Source organism: Novipirellula artificiosorum, assembly GCF_007860135.1.
GTDB classification, from domain to species: Bacteria; Planctomycetota; Planctomycetia; order Pirellulales; family Pirellulaceae; genus Novipirellula_A; species Novipirellula_A artificiosorum.
In genome coordinates, this window is sequence record NZ_SJPV01000001.1 from 1,478,419 (window position 1) to 1,502,856 (window position 24,438).

Below are 24,438 nucleotides of genomic sequence, written 5' to 3' on the forward strand. Positions count from 1 at the left end.
TCAAAACGACCGATGGACAGCCATATATGACACCGGTTTGATCACACTCTGAAAAGGTTTCCTGAATTTTCACGAATTGCCGGAGATATCGCTGAAGAAATGATTGACACTGCCAACGGAGAGTATAGATTCTTGGGTTCAGGGCGTAGGTTCGCCCAAATTACGCAGCCGTTAAAGCTTCCCGATTTTCTTCTGTTGCCTCACAGGCTGTGAGACGTTTTTGGAGGGTTACCCTAGATGAAAGCATCATTGCTAAAGTGTGTGCTTGGTGTTATTGCGACGCTCGTGTTCGCGGTAAACGTTCAAGCTCAATGTGGTTCGTGCGGAGGCTGCGAGAGCGGCTCCGGTTGTGTCTCTAGCGACGGTGGCGTCGTGATGGGCAGTGGTTCAGGCGCCGTGGTTGAAGGCGTCGTATCAGATGCAGGGGCATGTGGCCCGACTGTATCTTATCAAACTCAAACGGTGATGCGTTCGCAGTACGTCACCGAGACGAAGATGGTCCCTTCGACGACCTATCAACGTCAAACTCAGACCCGTATGCGTACGGTCTCTAAGCAAGTCGCACGAGTGGAATCTCGTTCGCAAGAGTACACGGTGATGGTTCCCCAAACGCAAACCCGTACCGAAAACTACACGGTTCAAGTTTGTGTTCCTTACACCGAAGAGCAACCCTACACGGTTCAAGTTCCTGTCACAACTCAAGTTGAACAGAGCTACCAAGTTTCGGTTCCTTACACCGATCAGGTTGAGCAAACCTACACGGTGCAAGTACCTTACACCGAGAACGTCGAGCAGTCTTACACGGTTCAGGTTCCTGTTACCGAAACAAAGACTCAGACCTACATGGTCAACGTTCCTTACACGGAGCAGGTCGCTCAAGAGTACACCGTTCAGGTTCCTGTTCAAAAGACTCGTGAAGAATCGTACCAAGTGTGCGTTCCTTACACCGAAGAAGTTGCACAGAACTACACGGTTCAAGTTCCTGTGACCTCGTCGCGTACCGAAACGTATCAAGTGTGCGTTCCTTACACCGAAACGATCACCCAGAACTACTCGGTCAACGTTCCTTACACCGAAACGATGACTCAGGACTACACCGTCAACGTTCCTTACACCGAATCGGTTGAGCAACCTTACACGGTTAGCGTTCCTGTTACCGAGCAAGTGGCTCAGAACTACACGGTTCAAGTTCCTTGCACCGAGCAAGTCGCTCAAACGTACCAAGTTCGCGTTCCTGTGCAGCAGACCCACACTGCATACCGAACCGTTTCGACTTGTGTTCCTGTGACGACGATGCGTTCGGTTACCAAGGACATGGGCAGCTATCAGTGCCAAGCGGTTCAAGTGAGCGGTAGCAGCTCGTACGCTTCGGCTGGCAGCAGCCGTCGTGGTATCCTCGGCGGATGTGGCCTTCTCGGCAAACATGGTGGCTGTGGTGGTTGTGGATCATGCAATAGCTGTTCCACTTCCTGTGGCTGTGGCGATGCATGTGGTGGATGTGACAGCGGTTGTGGTGCAGCAGCAAGTGCATGTGCTCCTCAAATCGCCTACCGTCGCGTTTACGTTCCAAATTGTGTTACGACCCAAGTGCCGGTGACGACCTATCAGCGTCAAACGAGCCAGGTTCCTTACACCTACACGACGACCAGCTACACCTGCGAAACCAAGACTCGCATGGTACCGGTTACCAAGATGCAAAGCGAAACTCGCACGCGTATGGTCAACGTGACGAAGTACACGACCGAGCAACGCACGCGAACCGTTCAGGTTCAAAAGTGCCGTCAAGAAACTCGTCAGCGTACTTACGAAGTTCAGAAGTGCCGTACCGAAACTCGCACCCGCGAAGTTCCCGTCACTCGCACTCGTATGGAAACTCGCACCCGCGAAGTTCCTGTCACCACGATGACCACAGAAACCCGTACTCGTATGGTTCCTGTTCAGCGTCAACGTATGGAAACCCGTACTCGTACGGTTCCTTACACCGAAATGACCACCGAAAATCGTACCCGCATGGTTACGGTTCAGAAGTGCCGTCAAGAAGAGCGTACTCGTGAGTATCAAGTCACCAGCTACACTACGGAAACCAAGACCCGTAGCGTTCCTGTGACCAAGATGCGAACTGAAGAACGTACTCGTATGGTTCCTGTCACGAAGACTCGTTTGGAAACCCGCACTCGCATGGTTCCTCAAACGACCTACACGACCGAAACCCGTACTCGTACGATCAACAAGACTCGTATGGAATCGCAAGAGCAAAGCCGCGAAGTCAGCTTCACGGTCAACGTTCCTGAAACGCGTACCCGCACCTACAACGTGACGGTTTACGACACGGTTCAAGAGCAAGTTCCTGAAACTTTCAGCGTTTGCGTCCCCGTGACGACCATGACGGCTGTTCAAGTTCAGAAGTGCGTTCAGGTTCCAAGCACGATTCAGGTTCCTGTCTACAGCTCGCCCGCTCCAGTTTCGGCTGGTTGCAGCAGCTGTGGCGGTGGCGAAGTCATCAGCAGCGGTGCCATCATGCAATCGGCTCCTGTTATGGAATCGGCTCCCATGGCGACTGGTGCTGGTTGCACCAACTGCGGCAACTAGAGCGATACGCTCAGAATGAGTAACCCTTCGAGCGTCGCGTTGGCGTGAGAAATAGGAGTGGCCCCGGAAAGCCTTGTGCTTTCCGGGGCTTTTTTCGTTCTCACCTCACCGGGTCTCCTGAAAAAGCCTAGAATGGTGTTCGATACCGTTTTTTCAGGCGACGACACTTCTGTTAGAATGCTTTGGATCGACGGACCTTTCGCAGTGAACCGCTGCAACACGCTCCTCTTTTCCCTCCGTTCCTGATGCAGCACGTCGACGTCAAAATCCACGGACCGGTCGCGACCGTGATGATGAATCGCGCTGACCGACACAACGCCCTGAGTCCTCGCTTGATGGAGGAATTGCAAACGGCCTTTGGAGACATCCACCAAGAGGGTCGCGTTCGGGCGGTGGTTTTGGCTGCGGCCGGTGAGCATTTTTGCGCTGGCATTGACTTAGCCATCCTCGATGAAATTGCCAGAATGCCCCCGCAGGAAGCGTTACAGGAGTTCATCCATGCCTGGCGCCACTACGCCGATCTGCTTGAGCAGATTTTACGGTTTCCAAAACCGGTGATTGCAGCCGTCGATGGGGCGGCAATTGGCGCGGGTCTTGGGTTAGCGTTGACAGCGGATTTGATGGTGGTATCCCAGCGAGCCACGTTGTCGGCCGCAGCGGTCCGCCGCGGATTGGTCGATGGGGCGACGACCGCCTTGATCGCCTTTCGCAGCGGAGCGGCGACGGCAGCCAAAATGATGTTGACGGGAGAGAGCATGGGCGCCGAGGAAGCCTATCGTCGTGGGCTTTGTGAACCACCGGTCGCAGCCGAGCAAATCTGGGTGGCTGCGTCGGACCTTGCGAAGGTCTGTTGCAAGGCCCCGCGCGAAGCGGTGCAAGCCACCAAGCGGGCCCTCAACGAGCAGATCGGAGAAACCCTGATGACTCAAATCGCAGCCGGAATTGCTGATAGCGCCGCAGTTTGTTCAACCGATGCGGCGAAAGAGGGCGTCGCTGCTTTCTTGGAAAAACGCGATCCTGATTGGCTCTAGTGCTTTGTCCAGATTAAAAATTAGGGTGAGACCGGACGGCTCGCGCCGTTCCGCTACAAGTTTTAGCGGCAGGGCGCGAGCCCTCCGGTCCCTCGAACCCTAAAATTAAGGATTGACAAAGCACTAGCCCCTCGATTGTAGTCGAGGTGCTACCCAGGCATCCCTTCCCTCTCTACGAAATCCTCTGCGATGACGAATCCTTCGGACATTGTTTGGCACGACCACGCTGTGAACCGCGCCACTCGCGAACAAAATCTTGGCCAACGTGGTGTGGTCGTTTGGTTCACGGGGCTTAGCGGATGCGGCAAGAGTACCGTCGCGAATGAGCTGGATTGCCAGCTCAGCCGGCTTGGCCGATCCACCATGCTGCTCGATGGCGATAACATTCGCCATGGCCTCTGTGCGCCGCCCGATCGACTGAGAACCGAGCATAGCGAAGCATTTGCCGCAAGATTCGGACTCGGTTTTGGCTCGATGGATCGAGAAGAGAATATTCGTCGCATCGGATCGGTTGCCGCATTGATGGCATCGGCCGGGCTGATCACGTTGACGGCGTTTGTCAGCCCTTATCGAAAAGACCGCGATCATGTCCGCCAGATCGTGGAAGCCGCCGGCCGCGAGGGGGATTTTATCGAAGTCTTTGTCGACACGCCGCTGGCGATCTGTGAATCACGTGACCCAAAAGGGTTGTACAAGAAAGCGAGAGCGGGCGAGATCAAACACTTTACCGGCATCAGTGATCCGTATGAGCTTCCAGAAAACCCAGAAATACACTTGCCGGGTGGCGAGGGGATGTCAGCGGCCGAACAAGCAAGCGTTGTTCTGCGATGGTTGATCGCGCGAAACGTGTTTCAAGCGGGTTGAGCGAAACCGTTAGGTCCATCGACGCAGCCACTTTTCCAGGATCAAGAGATTCCAAAGCCGGTAGCCGTGGTTGTGTTCGTTTTGCTCGTGGGCTCGCACCAACTCCGCAACCGTTTCTCGTCTCATCAACGGAGCAATTCTTGCATCGTCGGCGAGCAAGGTTTCATGCACCATGGGTTTCAGTTCATCACGGAACCAATGGGCGATGGGGATTCCAAATCCCATCTTGCTGCGCGTGAAAATGGACTTTGGAATCATCGTCCCAAACGTGTCCTGCAGGATCAGTTTCCCTCGTCGGCCGCGAAACTTGTACTTCACTGGCAAGCTTGCGGCAAACTCGACCACCCGGTAATCCAGCAGGGGTTGTCGAACTTCAAGGCTGTTGCCCATCGACGCGATATCGACTTTGGTGCAAAGATCGCACGGCAAGTAGGTCAACACGTCCGTCGTCGAAGCCCGGGTGACGATATCGCGACCGGCCGACCGGTGCCACGCCGAGTCGAGGAAATCAATGGGATCGTCACCCGGAAGCTGCGCAAGAAAGTCGTTGGTGTAGAGGTTTCCGCGGAGGGATTCTGGGAAGATCTGTAGCCAATTCAGGTAGCGGCGAACAGTGGATTGTCCGAATGCTTCCGAAAATCGTTTGGCTCTGCGAATGACCGAACGGCGTTTTGAGGAATCGGGTAATTTTTGAATCATCCCAATCCCCGGGATGCGATGAACGGGGAACCATTTTTGTAGCTTGCTGCTGAGCCATAGCGCACGGTACCGCTCGTAGCCCGCAAACAACTCGTCGCCACCGTCGCCGGACAAGGCCACGGTGACTTGCCGCCGAGTCAATTCGGATAGGTACCATGTCGGGACCGCGGAAGAGTCGCCGAACGGTTCATCGTAGTGCCAGACCAACTTGTCGATAATGTCGACACCGCTTGGGCGAACTTCGAATCGCTCATGCTTCGTGCCAAGGTGTTTGGCAACTTGAGCCGCGTAGGCCGTTTCGTCAAAGTCCGCAATCGGGAAACCGATGCTAAACGTTTGCACGGGTTGATCGGATAGGGATTGGGCAATCGCCGTGATCAGCGACGAGTCGATCCCGCCGGACAGGAAAGATCCGAGCGGAACATCACTTTGCATCCGCAACCGAACCGAATCGGTCAGCAGCTCTTTGAGTCGTTCGCAGGCTTCGCCATGAGAAATCGGCACCTCCCGCGACGGGTCGTAGTTCCAATATCGCTCGACTCGAAGCTGACCGTTTTCATAGACAGCAAAATGCCCTGGCGCAAGTTTATGAACCCCTTTCCAAATCGTTCCCGGCGGTGGAATGTACTGGTACGTTAAGAACTCATCGATCGCTGCTGGATCAATCTCATTGCAAACGTTGCCGGCTTCGACCAAGCACTTCAGTTCACTGCCGAAAACCAATCGGTTATTTTTGACGGCATAGTAGAGTGGTTTTTGTCCAATCCGGTCGCGAGCCAAAACGGTTCGGTTTCGATTGGCATCCCAAATGGCGATCGCGAACATGCCGTTGAGTTGTGAGAAGCAGTCGGTGCCCTCGTCTTCATACAGGTGCAAGATCGATTCGCCATCACCGTGCGTCGCGAACGTATGCCCCGTTCCTTCCAGTCGTCGACGGAGTGTCTGGTAGTTATAGATTTCTCCGTTGAAGACCATGTGGACCTTCCCGTCCTCGTTGGTCATCGGCTGGCGAGCACCTTCAAGGTCGATAATGCTCAGCCGTCGAAATCCCAGAGCAACGCCCACTTGCCGTCCGTGCGCATCATGGTGGTCGTTGTTGATCCAGATCTGAGAATCGTCGGGGCCTCGATGGGCGATCGCATCGGTCATCCGTCGAAGCGTCGACGAATCGATCGCGTGGCCGTGGTCAAGCCACACCGCTCCGGTGATCCCACACATCGATTGTTGTTTCCTTGCCCACGATTTGTTTCAGTTCTGTTCAGCTAGTATGGCTTGACGGCTTGGATCGGACAACGTGCGGCCAGCACCTTGGGTGAACGAAGTCTAAGTTTCGATGGTGCGGATGGCATCGATGAAATCTCGCATGAATTGGTATCGCTGGCCTGGTCGTTTTTGAATCGCTTTCATGACGACGTCGTCCGCCGATTTTGGGATGTTCCGATCGGGCGAGCGTTCGCTCGGAGGAGGGATTTCTTTGTTCTGGATGTTGTCAAACGTCTCGTTGATGTTTGCACCACGAAAAGGTTCTCGAATTGCCAACGCTTCGTACATCGTCACTCCCGCGCTGAAAATATCTGATCGTTCGTCGATGCCGCGGTTCCCGTTGACTTGTTCGGGGGACATGTACAAAGGGGTTCCCGGTCGCTGGCCACCACCGGTTAGCGTCTTCAATTGCTGACTCTCCGTTTCTTCGGTGGTCAGCACGCTGCGGTTGAGCGGTTCGTTGTCGTCCGCGTGCCCCCAAACTTTAGCCACGCCCCAATCGAGCAGGATCACCTCACCGAAGTTCCCAACCCAGATGTTCTCCGGCTTCACGTCTCGGTGGATCACTCCACGAGCGTGCGCGTAGGCGAGTGCTTGGCAAGCCCCAATCAGGATCTCCAAACGGCGGGATAGCGGGTAAGCATCGATCGTGTCCTGTTCGCCTTGTGCAATCCGCTTCAATATTTCGAACAGGTTCTCGCCCGAGATCCGCTTCATGACGAAGTAGATTCCCCACTCTTCGTCGTTTCCGATATCGTAGACTGGTACCGTGTTGGGGTGCTGCAATTGCGCGGTCACTCGAGCTTCGCGTAGCAAACGCCGCTGTTCACGCTGATCGTGTCGCGTTTCGGGGAGCAGCGACTTGATCGCGACGGTGCGACCGGTCACGCAATCGAAACCGGAACGCAGCACCGCGCTACCGCCACGTGCCATTTCGCGAAGACCGCTATACCTCGCCAATCCAGGGGGGACGTTCTGTGGCAGGTCGGGATCGGTACCCGACAGGATAATGGTAGGTTCGTTGATCATGCATCTATTGTAAAGCAAAAAGCCTTGCCAACGCACCGTCGGTTCTTGTCACCGTGGCGGAGTCGGTTGCTTTGGCATTTGAGGTGTCGTTGCGGACGAAAAAACAGTCATCCCCGACAAGACCCGAGCAAGAAAAAACCCCCCAATGGCTCAATGGGCCATTGGGGGGAGTGTTGAATGCCATCGACGCAGGAATCCAAATGAATCCTGCTGCGTTTTACGCGTTCACGGGAAGCTTGGCGCCCTTGACCGTGGTGATGATTGCGCTGGCAACCATGTAAGGATCCGCGTTCGATGCCGGGCGGCGATCTTCCAGCCAACCTTTCCAGCCATTCTTGACCGTTCCGATCGGAATGCGAATCGACGCGCCACGGTCGGAGACACCGTAGCTGAATTTGTCGATCGATTGGGTTTCGTGAAGGCCGGTCAGCCGTTGGTCGTTGTCCGCACCATAAACATCGATGTGATGCTTAATGCGTGGTTCGAACGCCTTGCAAATCGACTCGTAGATTTCCTTGGACCCGCAAGTTCGCAGGGTCGTATTGGAGAAGTTGGCGTGCATGCCGCTACCGTTCCAGTCACCCTGCATGGGCTTGCAGTGCCAATTGATGCTCATTTCATACTTTTCGGCCACTCGCTCGAGCAAATAGCGAGCGATCCAAACTTCGTCACCAGCACGTTGTGCACCCTTGGCGAAGATTTGGAATTCCCATTGCCCCATCATGACTTCGGCGTTGATCCCTTCAACGTTCAGACCAGCATCGAGGCACATTTGCAGGTGCTCTTCGACGATGTCGCGGCCAACCGCTTTGCCGTGTCCGACGCTGCAGTAATAAGGTCCCTGGGGACCCGGCATCCCATCGACGGGGAAACCAATGGGTTTCATCGTGTCAGGATTCCAAATCGTGTATTCCTGTTCGAAACCGAACCAAAAATCGTCATCTCCATCTTTGATGGTCGCACGACCATTGGTGCGATGTGGGTTGCCTTCGGAATCGAGCACTTCACACATGACCAAGAAGCTCTTGCCACTGCGACCGGGGTCGGGGCAAACGAAAACGGGTTGCAGCAAGCAGTCGCTGCTGCCGCCGGGTGCCTGCTCGGTCGACGAGCCGTCGAACGCCCACATTTTGGCGTCTTCGACCTTACCACTGAAATCCTCGACCACCATCGTCTTGCTACGCAGGCTTTGGGTAGGTTGATAGCCGTCGAGCCAGATGTACTCTAACTTGCACTTAGTCATGTAATCGATTCCCCTTGTGAATCATCGGAAAAAGAGAGAATGCGAGCGTGCTGTGAGTGTCTCACCATCCGCCCAACAGAATCCAAACGGTTCTACCTACCGCACCCAGGCTTTCGGTCTGCTAGCAAATCCACGCCAGCAAGATCGAGTGGGTTATCCAAAACAAGGAGTCCAATCGCCCGCCTCAGACCCTCAATAGGATATCTGATATTTTTTTGCTGAAAAGGATGTAATTGAGCGATCGATGCCAGGGGCCCAGAACGGGAACAGAAAAGCCACTGGGTGAGTGGTTTCGCCGAGATTTGCACCAAAAAGTCATGCTCCCGTCGGCCGGCCCCTTGGGCCAACACTAGTCGCACGGGCGTTTTCGCATTCTAATACGGGGCGAATGCTTGGAGCGGTTCCCCTCAACCCCGCCGGTTCGAGAGGGACCGGGATCGGTCGCCAAAACACGATCGTTCGAATCCAACAAGTAATCTCACTGCGACCGTTTCCGTACCAGGATCCACCGATGTCGATGAACTCTGATAACCCCTTCCAGAATCCCAACGCTGCACCCCGCAATCCACAGGGCCAATTCCCAAGCGGGCAGTTGCCGCAAGGCTCGCCACCGCCCAAGAAGAGTAATGTCTGGCTTTGGGTGCTCGGTACCATCGTTGTGCTGGGCGTTGTCGGGGGCTTGGTCTGTTGCGGTGGTAGCTACTTCATGTTCCAGATGGGCCAGGGCATGATGGGAGAGGAAATTACACGTCAGATCGACGGAGACCCAACCGTGGTCGAGCAGATCGGTGAGATCGAATCCGTGAAGATGAGTATTTCTGAGACGGCCAACCAAGAAATGACCCAAGGTAAACCTGGGGCGATCGCCTTTGACATCCAAGGCGATAAAGGTTCGGGTGTTTTAGTGATCCAGCAGGATCAAGGGGTCCCAGGGCAACCTTTTGCATTGCGATCTGCCGAATTGGTCCTGCCCGATGGTACACGTCATCAGCTGATTCCAGCGGACAATGCCGAGCCTTCGAGTGGGGAGTCCGACTCCGAAATGCAGGATCAACCAGAGGACCTGAATGATTTTAGGGTTCGCGATATCGAGTCGCCCGAGCCAGCCTTCCCGTAGTCTTCGGTGCTGCTCCCAAATCATCTCTTTCTACTTTAACTCCAAAAAATTGATTCATGAAAATTGCAACTTTCGAAACCGACAAAGGCACGATCCGTATCGAGCTGTTTGACGACAAAACACCCAAAACCGTTGAGAATTTTGAAAAACTGTGCGAGAAGCAATTCTATGATGGCTTGAAATTCCACCGAGTCATTGCGGACTTTATGGTGCAAGGCGGATGCCCGCAGGGAACCGGCACAGGTGGCCCTGGCTATCAATTCGAAGATGAATTTCATCCTGAACTGAAACACGATGGCCCCGGTGTGTTATCGATGGCCAATGCCGGTCCGAACACGAATGGTTCCCAATTCTTCATCACGCACCTGGCGACCCCGCACCTGGACGGGCGTCATTCGGTGTTTGGAAAGGTCATCGAAGGCCAAGACGTGGTCGATTCGATCAAGCAAGGCGACGTGATGACGACGGTGCGAGTCACCGAAGCCTAGGATGCTGCATCGATTCGTCGCCCAGTGGATCGCTGGGGCTATCCTGGGGACGGCGGTGATTGCGATGACGTCACCGTGGTTTATTCGAAGCTACCTGCCGCAGCGGTTTGATTCCCTTCGCCGCGTTGCCGTGCTTCCGCCCGGCGCGGCCTATCGGTGGCGAAGTGAAGGGTATGCGACAACCCAGATTGGGCCTTTGGGGATGCCGGGACGAGACGCCGTGCTTGCGCCAAAAGATGCGGCGGAGTTCCGCATCGCCATCTGGGGCGATTCGCAAGCCGAAGGGGTTTGTCTCGATGATGCGGTCAAGTTGCATCAACAGATCGAGCATTTTGCCAGAGCCGCAGGAATCGATGTTGTTGCGCTGCCGATGGCCCGAAGCGGAGACAAAATGGCGGATTGGATCGGGCAGCTTTCTCGAATCGACGATCCCTTATCGATCGACGCGCACGTGTTTCTTGTTGCAGAACTGTCCGACCTCGAGGCGGTCGATGGCGAATTCATCGCCGCAGACCTCGTCGCCGCAGACCTCGTCGCCGCAGAGCTTGACGCAGCAGAGCTTGATGCGGAAGAGTCGGAAACGATGCGGCGACGAAACCAACTTGCGACGAAGTTGCCGGCGTTCGTCATTCATGCTGGCCGCCGTCTCCTGCAGACGGCCGATGGAAGACCTCGACCCTTGCGTTTTCGTGTCGGTCCGGTCCCCCAAAACGACGCGGTGCCCCAAAACGACGCGGTGCCCTTGGACGGCACGACATCGAATCCGACCGATTGGCAAACGGTGCTGCTGCAGCTGAAATCGGCTACCGATCGCTCGATCCTGATTGTCTACGCCCCGAATCTCCCTGCGATCGTCAGGGCTCCCGGCTCGTTGACGAGTCGTGTGGTCAGCGAGGATCCGTGGCATGAATCCTTTCAGCGGCTCACCGACGCGGCTGCTTCGGCAAACGTTGCCATCCTTGATGTTCGCTCGAATTTGCTGGCCGCTGCGGAATCCAACGCGTGGCCCCACGGCTTTCATAACGGTCGCTTTGGGTCGGGGCATCTGAATGCGACGGGATACGAGCAGATTGCACGGCGTTTGGTGGACCACTTCGAACGGAACCTCACACCTGCTCGGTAGCGAATCGTTGCATCCGAACAAGGGTTCGGCCGAACACTGATGTAGGGTGGTAAAGGAACTTGCGATGCTGTTCACACAACTCGAATTCATTGCCTTCCTTGTTGCGATCGTGGTGGCTGTGTGGCTTGCTCGCAACCGCAGCCTGCGCAACGCGATTTTGTTGGCGGCTAGCTACTACTTTTATGCCTATTGGGATTGGCGTTTTTGTGGCTTGCTGCTGTTGTCGACGCTGGTGGATTTCTTGGCCGCTCAAGGCATTGCTGCTTCGCAAGACAAGCGGGTGCGGCGGAGATGGCTTGGGCTTAGCCTGAGCGTCAATCTAGGGGTCCTCGGTTTCTTCAAGTACTTTAACTTCTTTATCGATTCTGCATCCCCTTTGCTCGATTCGATAGGGCTCGGTACTCAGACCCTACCGATTGTATTGCCGGTCGGCATCTCTTTTTATACGTTCCAAACGCTTAGCTACACGATCGATGTCTATCGGGGCGTGCTGCGCCCGAGCCACCGTTTGAGCGACTTCGCACTCTATGTCGCATTTTTTCCTCAATTGGTTGCGGGTCCGATCGTTCGTGCTCGTGAATTGTTGCCACAGTTTGCTACGGCGCCAACTTGGTCGACGTCACGATTTTACGGAGGCATCCAACAGTTGTTGCGAGGCGCGGTGAAGAAGGTTTTGTTAGCGGACCGGCTTGCCGAAATGGTCGATGTTGTGTTTGCGGGCCCCGATTTGTACAGCACGGCGACCGTTTGGATTGCGGTCATCGCGTATGGCGGACAAATTTACTACGATTTTTCCGGCTACACGGACATGGCCATCGGTGCGGCAAAGATGTTGGGTTATCGTTTCCCCAAGAATTTTCGTCATCCCTATCTGGCAACGTCCATCGCCGATTTTTGGCACCGATGGCACATGACGTTGTCTCGCTGGTTGCGTGACTACCTTTACATTCCGTTGGGGGGGAATCGAGGCCGCGAGCTCGCGACTTATCGAAATTTATTGATCACCATGATTCTCGGGGGTCTTTGGCATGGCGCCGCATGGACGTTCGTTTTGTGGGGCTTGCTGCATGGATCCGCATTGTGCCTGGAGCGTTGCGTTTCACGGTTTTCTACCCACCGGATCTACCCGGTCGTCGGATGGGCGACGACGATGATCGTGGTTTTCTTGGGATGGGTGCTGTTTCGTTCGCCTGACTTGGCCACGGCGAAGGCGTTTTCTGCCAAACTGTTTTTCCCATCAAGTGGGATTCATTGGTACCCACCGCTGGTACTCGCAGTGATTGTCATCATGATGATCGAACACATCGCGTGGCAAACTCGCGCACGCCTTGCGATGAGGTTACCCGCAGCGACCTGGTACGCGCCGATTGCAACGGTGATCATGTTATGGTGTCTGTTGCTCTATGCACCCGTCGATTTTCAGCCGTTTGTCTATTTTCAATTTTAGATCATGTTGTCGCCCGTCGGATTGGATTCGGAGAGAGTCTATTGAGCCAACCTCGTCATCGACCCGCCGCAGTTTCGGAGCCAAAGCCAATATCGATGATGGTCGCCTTCGTTGCGGCTGGAGTGGTGGTGGCGGGGCTGAGCGGTCGGCTCGCACCCCACTGGGTTCCCGATTCCGCCAGCTATCTGAACTATCCGTTTGGGTCATTGGATTCGATCTGCCGGTCGATCCGCACGCCCGGTTATCCGCTTTGGTTGAGACTATGGCAAAGTACGCTGGGAATCGCCGCGGTGCCGCTGATGCAGGTGATCGTTCATGGTGCGGCCAGTGGTTGGTTTGCCACGCAGTTGCGGCGAATGGGTTTGCCGACCACCCCGGCTGTGGTCGCGGGAATCGCCGTTGCAATTGGATGCACTGCGATGGACCACATCAGCAGCCTTTCAACGGATGCTTTGGCTGCGTCGGTCGGAGTGATGGTGGTTTGTTCGCTACTGCAATGGGTGTTTGTCGTTCATCAGCCTAGGTGGATGCTCCTCACCGTGGCGCTTGCCACCCTGGCGATCATGCTTCGGCCTGCGTATTTGTTTCTGATTCCCTGGTTGTTTGTCGCCACCTTTTTGTTGGTCTGCCATCAACGCCGCGGCACGAGGGCTGCGTTTTCGAATGCAGCTATCGTATCATCCGCCTCGCTGCTTCCGGTTGTGGCTTGGATGTTGATGCGTTTTTTTGTCGTCGGTGATTTCGCCATGTTGCCGTTTGGACACCAGAACTTGGCGGGCGTTCTGGTGCAATTGGTCTCCGATCAAGAATTGGAGCGTCTCACTGGAGACGCAGGTGATCTTGGTCATGAAGTGGTCCAGGCCAAAACACGCTTTATCGAATCAGGCGGACGCTTCGCGGACGGGCCCCCAACTGCGACGATGACGATTGACGGTTCCTGGGACGACATGACTTACTCGGTTGTGATTCCCGCTGCCGAAGTGCTCCGTGGTGATCAGTCCATTGCAAGTCACCACTTGGTTGCGAGGATGAATCAACAAATCGTTGGGCGGTATCCGATCCGATACCTTGTTTGGTATTTAAAGAATCTACGGCGTGGCGCGTGGGCGATCGCAGCGGACATGGTGATGCATCCCCTCTTCTTGGGTGTCATCGTTGTGGGGCTTGGCTGGATCGTCTATTGTGCGGTGACCGTTCCCGGTGCCGGTACGGCCATCGAGTTGCAGGCCCGTCAGGGTGTGGCGCGACTTGCCATCGTTGCAACCACTTACCTGTTCGCCAACTTGGGCTTTGTTGCGATAACCAGTCCGACGATTGGCCGATTTAGCGACGCGGCAGCGATTTTTCTGCCAGCATGGATTGCCGTCGTGTTCGTGCAAAACTACTTCGGTACCGCATGCTGTTCGGCAAAGGGGATGCGTCATGAATGATCGGATGCGTACCTTGGTGCTACTCGGTGTGGGGCATACCCACGCGGACGTGGTTCGTCATTGGATCAAATCTCCGATTCCGAATTGCCGATTGGTTTGTATTTCGCGATTTGCCTATTCCACCTATTCAGGGATGTTGCCAGGGACCTTAGCGGGCCAGTTTGAACGAGCCGAAATGCAAATCGATCTTGAGCCACTGGTAAGAGCCGCAGGAGCTGAGCTGCGGATGGACGAGGTGGTCGGCATGGACCCGCAATCGGGCCTTCTTTTCTTTGCCGAGGGGGCGTCTTTGCGCTTTGATGTCCTGTCGGTTGGTGTGGGATCGATGCCCTGGGGAGTGGATCAGTTTCGTACCGAATCGGTGGTGCCGATCAAGCCGATGCAAACATTTTTGGACCGACTCGATGCGCGGATCGAGTCGGTTGTCCCTCATCGTCCGCTTCGCGTTGCTATCGTGGGTGGCGGAGTCGCGGGCGTGGAGATTGCGTTGTGCTTGCGAACTCGCCTTGAAAGCCGTTTCGCGGGGCGTGAGGCATCGATCGAGATCGTTACAAGCGGAGCGAGTGTCGGTGACGGGCTTTGTGAGAAGAGCATCACGAAGCTCCATCGCCAATTGAAAAAGCGGCAAATCCGTGTTCTTTCTCAGACGCGAGTTGTCGACGTGACGACGGATTCCGTTGTGAGCGAAGCCGGCGATAGCATCCCAAGCGATTTGGTGGTCCTTGCGACCGCAGCAACGGGCCCACGCGTGCTATCGGTGCTGGGTTTGCCGATGGATCATCGCGGCTTTCTCGCTACCGATCGAACACTGAAAACCACGGCGGATTTCCCTGTCTTTGCCGTGGGCGATTCAGGCACGGTGATCGAATCCCCCTCGCCAAAAGCGGGGGTTTATGCGGTTCGCCAAGCACCGGTGCTGTGGGAGAACCTGAACCGTTTGCTTCGGAACGAACCTCTCGAAAACTACCATGCACAAGCCGATTTCTTGAAGATTTTGAATACCGGCGATGGGAAGGCACTGCTACAGTACAAAGGCTGGGTCATTCATTCCCGTTGGTGTTGGTGGCTAAAAACATGGATCGACAAGGGGTTCATCAAGAAGTTCCAGGAGAAGTGGATTGAGTAAGAAGAGATCGGCCGCCGGCGGTGGTCATGCGAAACCGAGCGGCAGTCCGGATGCATTTGCCGAAGCTGCGGAATGTTTGAAAACGATCGCTCATCCGGTACGTTTGCGGATGATCCAATTGTTGTTGCAAGGACGCTACACGGTCGGCGAGTTGGCCGAAGATTGCGAGGTTCCCGATAACGTGGCGTCGGAACACTTGCGATTGATGCAACGCTGCGGCTTCTTCACCAGTGAGCGAGAGGGACGACGTGTTTATTACCAAGTTGCCGAGCCACACTTGCAACAATTGATGCAGTGCATCGAAGGCCGCTTTCTGAATTAGCGATCTTCCCCATGCTGTTTCCACCATGCGACTGCCTCTTCGACACCCCACGGGTATTCGCTACGAAGCAGGTCGATCGCTTTGCCGAGCTCCTTCACCGTGCTGTAGCGATCGTCGGCGTTTTTTGACATGCAGGCGTAAACCAGCCCGCGAATCGATTCGGGGACTTCTTCGCCACGATGAATGCCAATGCCAATCGGCTGTTCGCTGATGATCAATGCAAACAGAGACTCGGGATCGCATTCGGCAAACGGAGGTCGACCGGCGAGCAAGTAGTAGGCGACGCAGCCGATCGAATAGATGTCCGAACGGGGGTCCATGACGGTGGGTGACCGAAATCGTTCGGGAGCCATGTACATCGGTGTTCCCGCCCAAACCACCTCGCTGGTTTGATACGTGCTGTTGTCGGGGCTCAGCGGCTTGGCCAAGCCATAGTCAAACACCACTGCCCAGTCGCCCACCGAGGCATCGAGCGACAACATGATGTTCTGAGGTTTGATATCACGATGAACCAAGTCCATGCCGTGGGCTTCAATCAACGCTTCGCAAACTTGCCGTAGCACGTAAAGCACTCGACCGATTGGTTGAGAGCCACTTCTCGCAACAACCTCTTGCAGCGTAAGACCGTGCAGGTACTCCATCACACAGTAAGCTTCCCCTTCTTCGGATCGTCCATAATCGTAGATCATCACGCTATGCGGGCTGCTCAGTGAAGCGGCAAGCTTGGCTTCGCGATCGAAACGCAAGCGATCTTCTTTGTTGTGACGATCCCCACGAAGCAATTTAAGTGCCGTATCACGGCCAAGTTGACGATGCTTGGCTTTGTAAACCACCCCCATCCCTCCGCTCCCCAACTCCGAAACAATTTCGTAGCGGCTAAGCGGATGAACGGCCGCATGATCTAATAGCGATCGCCGCGCCAATCGGCTTGCCGCAACGAAAGCCGTCACGGTCAACAGGCTGCCAAGCAACAGAAAGCTCGACCAAACGATACGAGCTGGGGCAAAGGCTTCTCTCACGCCCTTTTCGACAATGACCGCAAAATGCCATTTCGAGCTCCATCGCCATCCGCCGACGACCGATTCGCCAGCGTAGTTGTTGTAGGGCTTCAAACGCACGTCGGATTCGCCTTGCGTTGCCGACGCGACCGATTCGGTTAGCGGCAAGGCCCTGCGTTGGATCTTGCTGGCGGTGTCCGCGGAAAGCCGAACGCCGGGATCCGTCACTCGTAGACCATCGGCGATTTTGTCGGGAGCCATTTCGAGATTCCCCCGGTGATATAGCGTTGCGGCATGTCCGCTTTCGCTGATCATCATTCCTTCAGGGTTGACGGCATAGGCATCCAGTCCATTCCCCAAAGCGGCATCACGAAGCTTTTCGTTGAATTGTTCGTACAGCTGGATGCCCGAAACCAACATGGCTGCAATCACTTCGTCGTTGTCATCTCGGATGGGGACGATACAGGCCATGGCGGGGCGACCGGTCTTGGGAACGTAGCCCTCGATCGAGTCGTCGATTCGTTCGGGGCCGAAGAACATCGTTTCGCCTCGCAGAGCACGGGCGACATCACCGGCACCGGTCGGAGCAACCGGCTGGCCAATGTCCTCACGGCTTTCGAGCCAGCTTGCAATCGTCGTGAAGGAGTGATTCCAAACGATAAAGCTGACCGATTCGACTCCGGATAGGATTTGCAGTTCATCATGAATGCGGTCCGACTGCGGCGCCGCCTTGAGCGTTTCGATCGGTGGCCGGGTTTCCGCGAGGTCCACCAGTTCAACGACGCAGTCGCGAATGCGAGTTTGCCGCGCCCACGATTCGACAAGCTGCGATTTGTTGTCCATGAATTGATCGGCCACCAAATTCACACTATCCGCCACTCCCGTCAACTCATTGCGCAGCGCCATTCGAACGCTGTCTTCCACGCTTCGGTAAGTCCACCATCCGACCAATGCGGTCGGCAAGACGGCGGCGACCCATAGCCAACCCGAATTGATCCGCCGGGTACGACGCGATTTCTTGGCGAACAGCAATTGGCTTGGCGAACTGTGGTCGTGTGACCGGCGGGTGTCGTAATCCCGCGGCGAGGCATGCGTTCGCTCGGCACCACGTTGTGTGATCTCCGAGGCGGAAGCTTTCTTTTTTTGTTTTGGCGGGGCGGGGTTTTTCCCCTCGGCGTGGACCGGCGACGTCGTCTCTCCACCTCGCTCGGTTTCCCCCGGTTGGGAGACCGCGGAGGGCATCGCAGGGGGCAAACCGAGGGAGGCTTGCAGCGGAATGGCGTTTTCCCCTTCGGCTTTCGCCGATTCCGCGTCATGTTCCCCCAACAACGACATGACTTCGGCCACCAGTTCTTGGTCGCCCGCGGCCTGTCTCACCACAAAAGCTCGTTGATCCGCCCCAGAGAGTTCCTCGGCAGCGAGAAACAAATCGCGGACGAGCGTGTACCGCTTTGCGTCCATCAATCCGACTCAGTAGGCATGTTTCCCCGCTGCGTGTCGTCCGACTCATCGATCATCGACTCATCTTGCCGGAGTTCGCGACGCATCCAGGCGCGAGCCATCGCCCAGTCCTTTTCTACCGTTCGCAGGCCCAAGTTCATCTCTGCGGAAATCTCACGCATCGTCATGCCACCAAAAAAACGAAGCTCAACGATCCGAGCTTGGCGAGAATCCAGATTCGCGAGGGTGTTGAGCAAGTCATCCAACGCGACGACGTCTTCATCGGAGCTCAGTTGGAAGGTGACATCATCGGTCAACATTCGGCGGTCCCAACCACCGCCCCGTTTTTGGGAACGCACCTTGCGAGCGTGATCCACCAAGATACGCCGCATCACGGTTGCACCAATGGCGAAGAAATGCGTCTTCCCCTGCCAATTGATCCGAGATTGGTCAATCATCCGCATGTAAGCTTGATGGACCAACGAAGAGGAACTGAGCCGCTCGCGCATCGGTTCGTGCTGCAAGAATCGACCAGCCAATCGACGCAAGTCATCATACATCAACGTGAACAATCGGTCGGTATCGGCCGGTTGCCCCTTGACGCTCTGTTCCACTAAATCGTTGACACTGCTCATTTTTCGCCGCTTCCAGGGTATCGGCAATTCAGTATAGCTCGACAGTAAATATAGGTTGGCTAATAAATCGCAATCCGGGCCCCGTTTTCCATCTTTCCATGCGTTCTTCGTCGAAAGAGAATAACGCGCTGGCCGTTGGGTGCGATCGGAAATTGTCGCCGTCATCGAAAGTTATCATGGTTTTCTGCCGACAAGGACTTCTCGTTTTCCTCCCACGGGTCCGGGGGCCTTCTGAACATCGAAACCAACCTCGCTGAGTCGGTCACGAATCTCACGTTTGACGCAATAGGTAACAAGTGTTCCTCCCGGTCGAACCATTGAATGCATTTTTTTCAGCATGGGACCACTCCACAAACCGGGGTTGTCCTGGGGAGCAAACGGATCGAAATAGATGGCATCAAACGGCTCCGAATCGCTGTTCCAATCCGACGCGTCGGCAAGGTGTATCTGAATCCGTTGCTGTGCACCGGCATCCCAGCCGTAAATCGCCGGGCCGAATGGCAGTTCGCGGCCATGCTTCACTTCCAATCGCTCCCGCCAACTCATGTATCGATGCACCAGATCAGGGTCGCTCACCCAAGAATCGCATTGAAGTTGGTTCATGATCTGCGCAGGCAGCCACGCCTGTTCGATCGCGACGTAACGCAGGGGGGTCCCGTTGGCGATCGCCGCGTCCACCGTCATCAGCATGGCCATCGACGTGCCCAAGCCGATCTCTAACACGGATGTGTCCAGGCGTGCACTTATTCTTTCTTCCACGCCACTGTTGTGGAAATAAACATGCCGCGTCTCCGTCAGAGCGCCAGAACAGCTGTGGAACGTGTAACCTCCCTCGTTTGTTCGAAGCGTGCGGCTACCATCGTCGGTGATTTGGATCGTCAACTTTGGGTCCACGGTCGTCAAGGTTTCTCGTTCGTGGCGATCTGGCATGATACTCGACTTCTCGATGGCCATTGACAGAGGATGTGGTAAAATGTCGCAGCCTAATCGTGGTAACCGCCCCTTTATTTGACGGACTTCTCCCGCGCATGATGAACCAAGACACGGACTTTGACATTATCCCGACGCGTGAAGCGATCGCAACGGTGGAGCGTGACATCCAATTTTTCCCTGCGAAAAACGGTGCCCCCGCTTCGCTGAGGCAGGACCAAATCACCGAATGGAATGAAACGGGGTATTTGTGCCCATTAGATGTTTATGATTCGGGTGAGATTCGCGACATCCGACAATACTTTGACGAGTTGCTCGCGAGCGAGATTGCAGCGGGTGGCAACAGCTATTCCATCAGCAGCGCCCATCTGAAACATGCCCGGGTATGGGACATGTTGACGAACCCACGGATTGTTGGCTACGTGGCGGATTTGCTTGGCGAGGATGTCGTGGGTTGGGGATCCCATTTCTTTTGCAAAATGCCACACGATGGCAAGCGAGTCGATTGGCATCAAGATTGTAGTTTTTGGCCCCTCACGCCTACCAAAGCGGTGACCGTTTGGTTGGCGATCGACGACGCCGATGCAGAAAACGGTTGTATGGAAGTCTATACGGGATCACACACGCAGGGGCTTCTCGATTTTGAGAGCAGCGACGCGGAATCGAACAATGTGCTGGACCAGGTGGTCAAGAATCCTGAGCAGTACGGAAAATGGACCCGGACGCCGCTGCGAGGCGGACAGATCTCAATCCATAGCGATTTGCTTGTTCACGGCTCGATGCCCAACCATAGTGACCGCCGGCGCTGCGGTTTGACGCTGCGATATTGTCCTGCCGACGTGCACGCTTACTTGGGCTGGAACCGGAAAGGCGTGGTCGTTCATGGCATGGCGGATCGTCAAGCTTGGCCCGGCGTTTCCCGTCCAAATGCCTAGAACGACTGGACTTTGATTGACTTTCATCGACAATGGTTACATCATTCATCGACTCGAACATCTCCACCCGACGCCATTCATGACTTTAGCCTCACACTACTCCTCCTCGCGCTGTGCGATCTCGTTTGAGTTGTTCCCTCCCAAGACGCCCGCCGGAATGCAGGCCTTGGTGAAGAATGTGAAGCGGTTGACCGAGTTCGGACCGAGCTATTTTACTTGCACCTACGGCGCCGGTGGCTCGACTCGGGGGACCACCCTGGATGTGGTCGAGCAGGTCAAACGGGTCACGGGGTTGCCGGTCGCATCGCATTTGACCTGTGTTGGATCGACCGTCGATCAGCTTGCGGATTATTTGGTGGAAGCATCGCAACGCGGCGCCGAATACATCGTTGCGTTGCGTGGTGACCCGCCCAAGGGGAGTGACCGTTTTGAGGCGGTTGAGGGAGGCCTTCGGTATGCGAACGAGTTGGTCGAACTGATTCGTCAACGCTTTGCGGGTCTGGGAATCGCGGTTGCGGGGTACCCCGAAGTCCACCAGGAAGCACCCGATGCGAAGACGGATCTGGACAACTTGAAGCGAAAGGTCGACGCAGGAGCGGACATCGTGGTGAGTCAGTTGTTTTACAACAACGACGATTTTTATCGTTTCCGCGATGCATGTGTTGCGGCGGGAATCTCCATTCCGATCGTACCGGGGATCTTACCGGTGACCAATTATAAGCAAGCTGAGCGGATCGCCGCGATGTGCAAGGCTGCGATTCCTGCTTCGCTCGCCAACGCCATGAGTGAGAACGATGACGAGGATTATCAATTCAACGTGGGTGTCGAGCACGCTCGGGCGCAAACGGTTGACTTGATTGAAAACAACGCGGCCGGCATTCACTACTATGTGTTAAACAAAAGCGAAGCCGCCGCAAAAATGCTCGACGGGCTGGAATTGGCTACCGGCTGAACTCTAGCTATTGCGCCCGGAGGTTGAACGCACCAAAGTGGATTCCAGTCGGTTCGTTGTAACCGAAGACGCCGCCAGGAGCAAAGTACTTTTCAAACGCTTCGTATTCAGGCAGTTCGTTGCGCTCGAGCAGTTCCGAAAAATTGCGAGCGACAACGTTCTTCTCACCCGCTTTTCGCAAAAAGCCACGGGAATCCTCCGACTTGGCCAATTCGTACAACAGCCGCAGGTAGTCGGCTCCCCGGACAAACGAGACCATAAACGGTTTTTCGCCGTCCAGTTTTCCACCCAATTCGCTGACGATCAAATCAAAGTCTGAGTCTTCGACCAAGCGGGGGATCCCGCCTTGTTTGGCTCGAATGATTCGTTCGCGAAAGGTATCGCTGTCGCCCAAAACGATCCAGTTGCCAACAATGGTCATGCCGGGTTCGGGTTGGCGAAAGCTCTGGGGGAGATTCCGTCTTGGTTGCGGCGGCGAATAGACGATGCTTCCAGCGACCGTCTCGACCTTGACCGCATTGGGTTTGAATTCTCGAAAACGGGCAATCGCACTTTTCGCCTTCTCTGGATCCTTTAACTCAAAGGCGTAGGCCACCACTTGGCTGTTCAGTTTGACCGGCGGCTGCAACCAGGTCGCGCTCGCATAGCGGCCGGTCAAATTGTCAATAATGTCTTCTTGGAAATTCATCCGGGTTGCTTTTTCAAACGGCTCCTCAACGAGTCGTTTGAGCGGATCTTCTCCTTGGAACAATGCAAGAATCTGATCAAGGTTCTCATAGGCTTTGGCAAAATTCCAATGGACGGTCGAATAGGCGGTGACATCCGAGGGAACCCAATCCGGAGCCGTGATGTCGCCGGTTTCTGGGCGAAGCACACCGAAGATTCCGTCTCGTGGGGTGTCAATCAAGACATGCAGGTGATTGATGTCCTCGAACGTTTCGCCTCCACGAAAGGAGCTGCCGCCAATACCACGAATCTTCTTCAGCCCCAGATCCTCCAAGATTGGCCATACCAGGGCGGCCGCACCACCCCGCTTGACCAATCGTTCGACCAACCGATACGGATCGGCATAAAACGTCACCTGAGGCCGCGTCGCCTCGGCGCCAATGCAGCGTGACATGACGTTGCCAAAGTTCGAATTGTCGGACAGCGACGCTTCCTCACTGCGGTCCAACCAATGATCGAGCGCCTTGGCAGCCGTATCGTGTCCAATTCCGAAGACGACCGTCCCGTCCTTTTTGAAGTACTCAACTTCCGGACGTCCTGGGCGCGGCGGCAGCAACCGAACCAGTTCCACTTTGTCGATCGTGCTGGTTCGCCGCACATAGCCGCCACCGGTCATGCGAGCTTCCAAGCGATCGATGATCGCCATCAAGTCACCGACGTTCTCTTTGGCATCGACCATGAACAACCCCGCTAACCCGTATTGCTCCCGTCGTTTTCGAGCGATACGACGACGAATCGCGGCGTCCGACTCGTCGGCCTCGTCTTCCTGCGATTGGGCAGCATCCGTGTCACTGTCCGGGGGGTTACCCGGCATCATTGCCGCCGCGACCTGACCTCGAGGAATCGCCAGCAACTCATCAAGTGTCACCCCGACCTCATCGCTGATCTGGGTAAACAACTCTGCTGCCGTGGTGTAGATATCACCCGCGAACGGCCTGAGCTTCGGATCATTGAGCATGCGGCCGACCGACGATTCTCTCATCGCGACTCGGCTTTCATCGGCATTGTCGATCCGCAGGTAAAGCAGGGTGTCCTCGGGAAGCAAGTGAGGTGAGCCTGGGATCACCACCTCGTCGGCTGCCGTCGCATCCGAGGGGAAAGCCAGCGTCAGGACCGAAACAGAGATGGCTATCAAAGGAGCAAGGAATCGCAACATGGGACGATTTTTCGAGGGTGGGAGGGATTCGCGTGAGAAAGGTTCCGTCAATGTTGTATTCGAGATGGCAGGCAAAGTCTTGCCGTTGGCAAAGAAATTTATTGTTTTTCGAAGCGACAAATCCCTCTTCAACCCCCGGCCGGATCGCGACGATTTTGACGGCAACGCTCCCAAGTTGTTGGCTTCGAGGGCGGATTTTCAGAACCTTTTCATCGATTCGCGGTTAAAATAGGCAGGTTCCTGAAGTTACTTTGTTCTTGCCGTCTTGAAGAGTTACGTCGATGCACGCACGTCTCCTTGCATTCGCTAGTTTCGTCGCCCTGATGGCGATGCCCTCGTGGGCCCAGTTCGACTCCCAGCCGGCAACATCCAGTTCAGGAACGGGAACCGGCACGACCGCGACGCCGATCGCCGGCGGTCTGGACGCTGCGTCCGCTTTTTCAAACGTCGAACGAACCGGAGCGATTGGTGAATCGGGGGACTCGGGCAAGGGGTTTAGCGTTGTCGGCACCTCGACCAGTTCCAGCCGCAGCTCTCTCGGTGGTGGGATGGCTGGTGGAATGGGCGGCCTTGGTGGGTTCTCAAGTCTGTTCGGTATTGGCAACGCGACCGGTGGCGGCGCATCGAAGCCGGTGATCCGAACGCGACTGCGTAGCGCCGTCCAATTCCAACCGAGTTCGCCCGCGCTGGTTCAGCAGATTGCAAATCTCAGAATGCAGACCCTTCCGAGTACGAGTCGAATGCCCGGAGTCAACGTTCGAGTGGATGGGCAAACCGCGATCCTTGGCGGGACCGTTCGCAGCGAGAGAGATCGTCGGATGAGTGAACTTCTGCTGCGACTCGAACCCGGTGTTCGCAACGTCGAAAATCGAATTCAAATCTCGCCCTGAGCTGG

The 24,438-nt window shown here is 55.6% G+C and carries 21 protein-coding genes; 14 read left to right on the forward strand and 7 right to left on the reverse strand.

Annotated features, from left to right (window positions below; all coding sequences use genetic code 11):
- Positions 1–237: 237 nt before the first annotated feature.
- From Poly41_RS05225 to cysC, 3 genes are all read left to right on the forward strand, one after another.
- Complete coding sequence (locus Poly41_RS05225) at positions 238–2,589, forward strand: hypothetical protein (protein ID WP_146524779.1); 2,352 nt, start codon at positions 238–240, stop codon at positions 2,587–2,589.
- A gap of 245 nt (positions 2,590–2,834) precedes the next feature.
- Positions 2,835–3,620: an enoyl-CoA hydratase/isomerase family protein gene (locus Poly41_RS05230; RefSeq protein WP_146524780.1), complete on the forward strand. Its 786-nt coding sequence runs from the start codon at positions 2,835–2,837 to the stop codon at positions 3,618–3,620.
- Between the two features lie 189 nt (positions 3,621–3,809).
- The gene (gene cysC / locus Poly41_RS05235; protein WP_146524781.1) at positions 3,810–4,484 is read left to right on the forward strand and encodes an adenylyl-sulfate kinase; all 675 of its coding nucleotides are present in this window, start codon (positions 3,810–3,812) and stop codon (positions 4,482–4,484) included.
- 9 nt (positions 4,485–4,493) lie between these two features.
- On the opposite strand, the gene asnB is transcribed toward cysC, so the two are convergent.
- The 3 genes from asnB to Poly41_RS05250 all read right to left on the reverse strand — a co-directional run bounded on the left by asnB (position 4,494) and on the right by Poly41_RS05250 (position 8,718).
- On the reverse strand, positions 4,494–6,401 hold the full coding sequence (gene asnB, locus Poly41_RS05240) for an asparagine synthase (glutamine-hydrolyzing) (protein WP_146524782.1): 1,908 nt from the start codon (positions 6,399–6,401) through the stop codon (positions 4,494–4,496).
- Positions 6,402–6,506: 105 nt separating this feature from the next.
- Positions 6,507–7,475: a serine/threonine-protein kinase gene (locus tag Poly41_RS05245; RefSeq protein WP_146524783.1), complete on the reverse strand. Its 969-nt coding sequence runs from the start codon at positions 7,473–7,475 to the stop codon at positions 6,507–6,509.
- A 217-nt stretch (positions 7,476–7,692) separates the two neighbouring features.
- Entirely contained in the window at positions 7,693–8,718 is a 1,026-nt protein-coding gene (locus tag Poly41_RS05250; protein WP_146524784.1) for a glutamine synthetase beta-grasp domain-containing protein, read from the reverse strand.
- Positions 8,719–9,229: 511 nt separating this feature from the next.
- On the opposite strand from Poly41_RS05250, the gene Poly41_RS05255 reads away from it, so the two are divergent.
- From Poly41_RS05255 to Poly41_RS05285, 7 genes are all read left to right on the forward strand, one after another.
- Positions 9,230–9,835, forward strand: coding sequence for a cytochrome c oxidase assembly factor Coa1 family protein (locus tag Poly41_RS05255; protein ID WP_197231076.1), 606 nt, complete (start codon positions 9,230–9,232; stop codon positions 9,833–9,835).
- 56 nt (positions 9,836–9,891) lie between these two features.
- Complete coding sequence (locus tag Poly41_RS05260) at positions 9,892–10,323, forward strand: peptidylprolyl isomerase (RefSeq protein WP_146524786.1); 432 nt, start codon at positions 9,892–9,894, stop codon at positions 10,321–10,323.
- Position 10,324: 1 nt separating this feature from the next.
- Positions 10,325–11,446 carry a hypothetical protein gene (locus tag Poly41_RS05265; RefSeq protein WP_146524787.1) on the forward strand — a complete coding sequence of 374 codons (1,122 nt, stop codon included), beginning with the start codon at positions 10,325–10,327 and terminating at the stop codon, positions 11,444–11,446.
- A gap of 64 nt (positions 11,447–11,510) precedes the next feature.
- The gene (locus Poly41_RS05270; RefSeq protein WP_146524788.1) at positions 11,511–12,893 is read left to right on the forward strand and encodes an MBOAT family O-acyltransferase; all 1,383 of its coding nucleotides are present in this window, start codon (positions 11,511–11,513) and stop codon (positions 12,891–12,893) included.
- A 95-nt stretch (positions 12,894–12,988) separates the two neighbouring features.
- Positions 12,989–14,323, forward strand: coding sequence for a hypothetical protein (locus Poly41_RS05275; protein ID WP_146524789.1), 1,335 nt, complete (start codon positions 12,989–12,991; stop codon positions 14,321–14,323).
- Positions 14,316–15,449, forward strand: a complete 1,134-nt coding sequence (locus tag Poly41_RS05280; protein ID WP_146524790.1) for an FAD-dependent oxidoreductase — start codon at positions 14,316–14,318, stop codon at positions 15,447–15,449. The genes Poly41_RS05275 and Poly41_RS05280 overlap by 8 nt, the downstream gene beginning before the upstream one ends.
- Positions 15,442–15,771 (forward strand): ArsR/SmtB family transcription factor, encoded by a 330-nt coding sequence (locus Poly41_RS05285; protein WP_146524791.1) that lies wholly within the window; start codon positions 15,442–15,444, stop codon positions 15,769–15,771. The genes Poly41_RS05280 and Poly41_RS05285 overlap by 8 nt, the downstream gene beginning before the upstream one ends.
- Here the strand turns inward: Poly41_RS05285 and Poly41_RS05290 are convergent.
- The 3 genes from Poly41_RS05290 to mnmD all read right to left on the reverse strand — a co-directional run bounded on the left by Poly41_RS05290 (position 15,768) and on the right by mnmD (position 19,774).
- Positions 15,768–18,230: a serine/threonine protein kinase gene (locus tag Poly41_RS05290; protein WP_146524792.1), complete on the reverse strand. Its 2,463-nt coding sequence runs from the start codon at positions 18,228–18,230 to the stop codon at positions 15,768–15,770. The genes Poly41_RS05285 and Poly41_RS05290 overlap by 4 nt on opposite strands.
- Positions 18,230–18,844, reverse strand: coding sequence for a sigma-70 family RNA polymerase sigma factor (locus Poly41_RS05295; protein ID WP_146524793.1), 615 nt, complete (start codon positions 18,842–18,844; stop codon positions 18,230–18,232). The genes Poly41_RS05290 and Poly41_RS05295 overlap by 1 nt, the downstream gene beginning before the upstream one ends.
- Positions 18,845–19,018: 174 nt before the next feature.
- Entirely contained in the window at positions 19,019–19,774 is a 756-nt protein-coding gene (mnmD, locus tag Poly41_RS05300) for a tRNA (5-methylaminomethyl-2-thiouridine)(34)-methyltransferase MnmD (protein ID WP_197231077.1), read from the reverse strand.
- A gap of 101 nt (positions 19,775–19,875) precedes the next feature.
- Between mnmD and Poly41_RS05305 the strand changes: the two genes are divergently transcribed.
- Both Poly41_RS05305 and metF read left to right on the forward strand, forming a co-directional pair.
- The gene (locus tag Poly41_RS05305; RefSeq protein WP_146525012.1) at positions 19,876–20,709 is read left to right on the forward strand and encodes a phytanoyl-CoA dioxygenase family protein; all 834 of its coding nucleotides are present in this window, start codon (positions 19,876–19,878) and stop codon (positions 20,707–20,709) included.
- 79 nt (positions 20,710–20,788) lie between these two features.
- Entirely contained in the window at positions 20,789–21,661 is an 873-nt protein-coding gene (gene metF / locus Poly41_RS05310) for a methylenetetrahydrofolate reductase [NAD(P)H] (protein WP_146524795.1), read from the forward strand.
- Positions 21,662–21,668: 7 nt separating this feature from the next.
- Here metF and Poly41_RS05315 read toward each other — a convergent pair whose 3' ends face one another.
- A complete protein-coding gene (locus Poly41_RS05315; RefSeq protein ID WP_146524796.1) occupies positions 21,669–23,543 on the reverse strand; it encodes a DUF3352 domain-containing protein in 1,875 nt (624 codons plus the stop codon).
- On the opposite strand from Poly41_RS05315, the gene Poly41_RS05320 reads away from it, so the two are divergent.
- Both Poly41_RS05320 and Poly41_RS05325 read left to right on the forward strand, forming a co-directional pair.
- Positions 23,542–23,775, forward strand: a complete 234-nt coding sequence (locus Poly41_RS05320; protein ID WP_146524797.1) for a hypothetical protein — start codon at positions 23,542–23,544, stop codon at positions 23,773–23,775. The genes Poly41_RS05315 and Poly41_RS05320 overlap by 2 nt on opposite strands.
- Before the next feature lie 49 nt (positions 23,776–23,824).
- Positions 23,825–24,433, forward strand: coding sequence for a BON domain-containing protein (locus Poly41_RS05325; protein ID WP_146524798.1), 609 nt, complete (start codon positions 23,825–23,827; stop codon positions 24,431–24,433).
- Positions 24,434–24,438 lie beyond the last annotated feature (5 nt).

What these genes read in the sequence shown, in the direction of transcription:
- metF (WP_146524795.1), top strand. Translation starts at nt 20,789, where the DNA reads ATGACTTTAGCCTCACACTACTCCTCCTCGCGCTGTGCGATCTCGTTT.
- Poly41_RS05245 (WP_146524783.1), bottom strand. Translation starts at nt 7,475, where the DNA reads ATGATCAACGAACCTACCATTATCCTGTCGGGTACCGATCCCGACCTG.
- mnmD (WP_197231077.1), bottom strand. Translation starts at nt 19,774, where the DNA reads ATGCCAGATCGCCACGAACGAGAAACCTTGACGACCGTGGACCCAAAG.
- Poly41_RS05325 (WP_146524798.1), top strand. Translation starts at nt 23,825, where the DNA reads ATGCACGCACGTCTCCTTGCATTCGCTAGTTTCGTCGCCCTGATGGCG.
- Poly41_RS05280 (WP_146524790.1), top strand. Translation starts at nt 14,316, where the DNA reads ATGAATGATCGGATGCGTACCTTGGTGCTACTCGGTGTGGGGCATACC.
- Poly41_RS05250 (WP_146524784.1), bottom strand. Translation starts at nt 8,718, where the DNA reads ATGACTAAGTGCAAGTTAGAGTACATCTGGCTCGACGGCTATCAACCT.
- Poly41_RS05295 (WP_146524793.1), bottom strand. Translation starts at nt 18,844, where the DNA reads ATGAGCAGTGTCAACGATTTAGTGGAACAGAGCGTCAAGGGGCAACCG.
- Poly41_RS05320 (WP_146524797.1), top strand. Translation starts at nt 23,542, where the DNA reads ATGGGACGATTTTTCGAGGGTGGGAGGGATTCGCGTGAGAAAGGTTCC.
- Poly41_RS05255 (WP_197231076.1), top strand. Translation starts at nt 9,230, where the DNA reads ATGTCGATGAACTCTGATAACCCCTTCCAGAATCCCAACGCTGCACCC.
- Poly41_RS05270 (WP_146524788.1), top strand. Translation starts at nt 11,511, where the DNA reads ATGCTGTTCACACAACTCGAATTCATTGCCTTCCTTGTTGCGATCGTG.
- cysC (WP_146524781.1), top strand. Translation starts at nt 3,810, where the DNA reads ATGACGAATCCTTCGGACATTGTTTGGCACGACCACGCTGTGAACCGC.
- Poly41_RS05225 (WP_146524779.1), top strand. Translation starts at nt 238, where the DNA reads ATGAAAGCATCATTGCTAAAGTGTGTGCTTGGTGTTATTGCGACGCTC.
- asnB (WP_146524782.1), bottom strand. Translation starts at nt 6,401, where the DNA reads ATGTGTGGGATCACCGGAGCGGTGTGGCTTGACCACGGCCACGCGATC.
- Poly41_RS05275 (WP_146524789.1), top strand. Translation starts at nt 12,989, where the DNA reads ATGATGGTCGCCTTCGTTGCGGCTGGAGTGGTGGTGGCGGGGCTGAGC.
- Poly41_RS05305 (WP_146525012.1), top strand. Translation starts at nt 19,876, where the DNA reads ATGAACCAAGACACGGACTTTGACATTATCCCGACGCGTGAAGCGATC.
- Poly41_RS05230 (WP_146524780.1), top strand. Translation starts at nt 2,835, where the DNA reads ATGCAGCACGTCGACGTCAAAATCCACGGACCGGTCGCGACCGTGATG.
- Poly41_RS05290 (WP_146524792.1), bottom strand. Translation starts at nt 18,230, where the DNA reads ATGGACGCAAAGCGGTACACGCTCGTCCGCGATTTGTTTCTCGCTGCC.
- Poly41_RS05260 (WP_146524786.1), top strand. Translation starts at nt 9,892, where the DNA reads ATGAAAATTGCAACTTTCGAAACCGACAAAGGCACGATCCGTATCGAG.
- Poly41_RS05315 (WP_146524796.1), bottom strand. Translation starts at nt 23,543, where the DNA reads ATGTTGCGATTCCTTGCTCCTTTGATAGCCATCTCTGTTTCGGTCCTG.
- Poly41_RS05265 (WP_146524787.1), top strand. Translation starts at nt 10,325, where the DNA reads ATGCTGCATCGATTCGTCGCCCAGTGGATCGCTGGGGCTATCCTGGGG.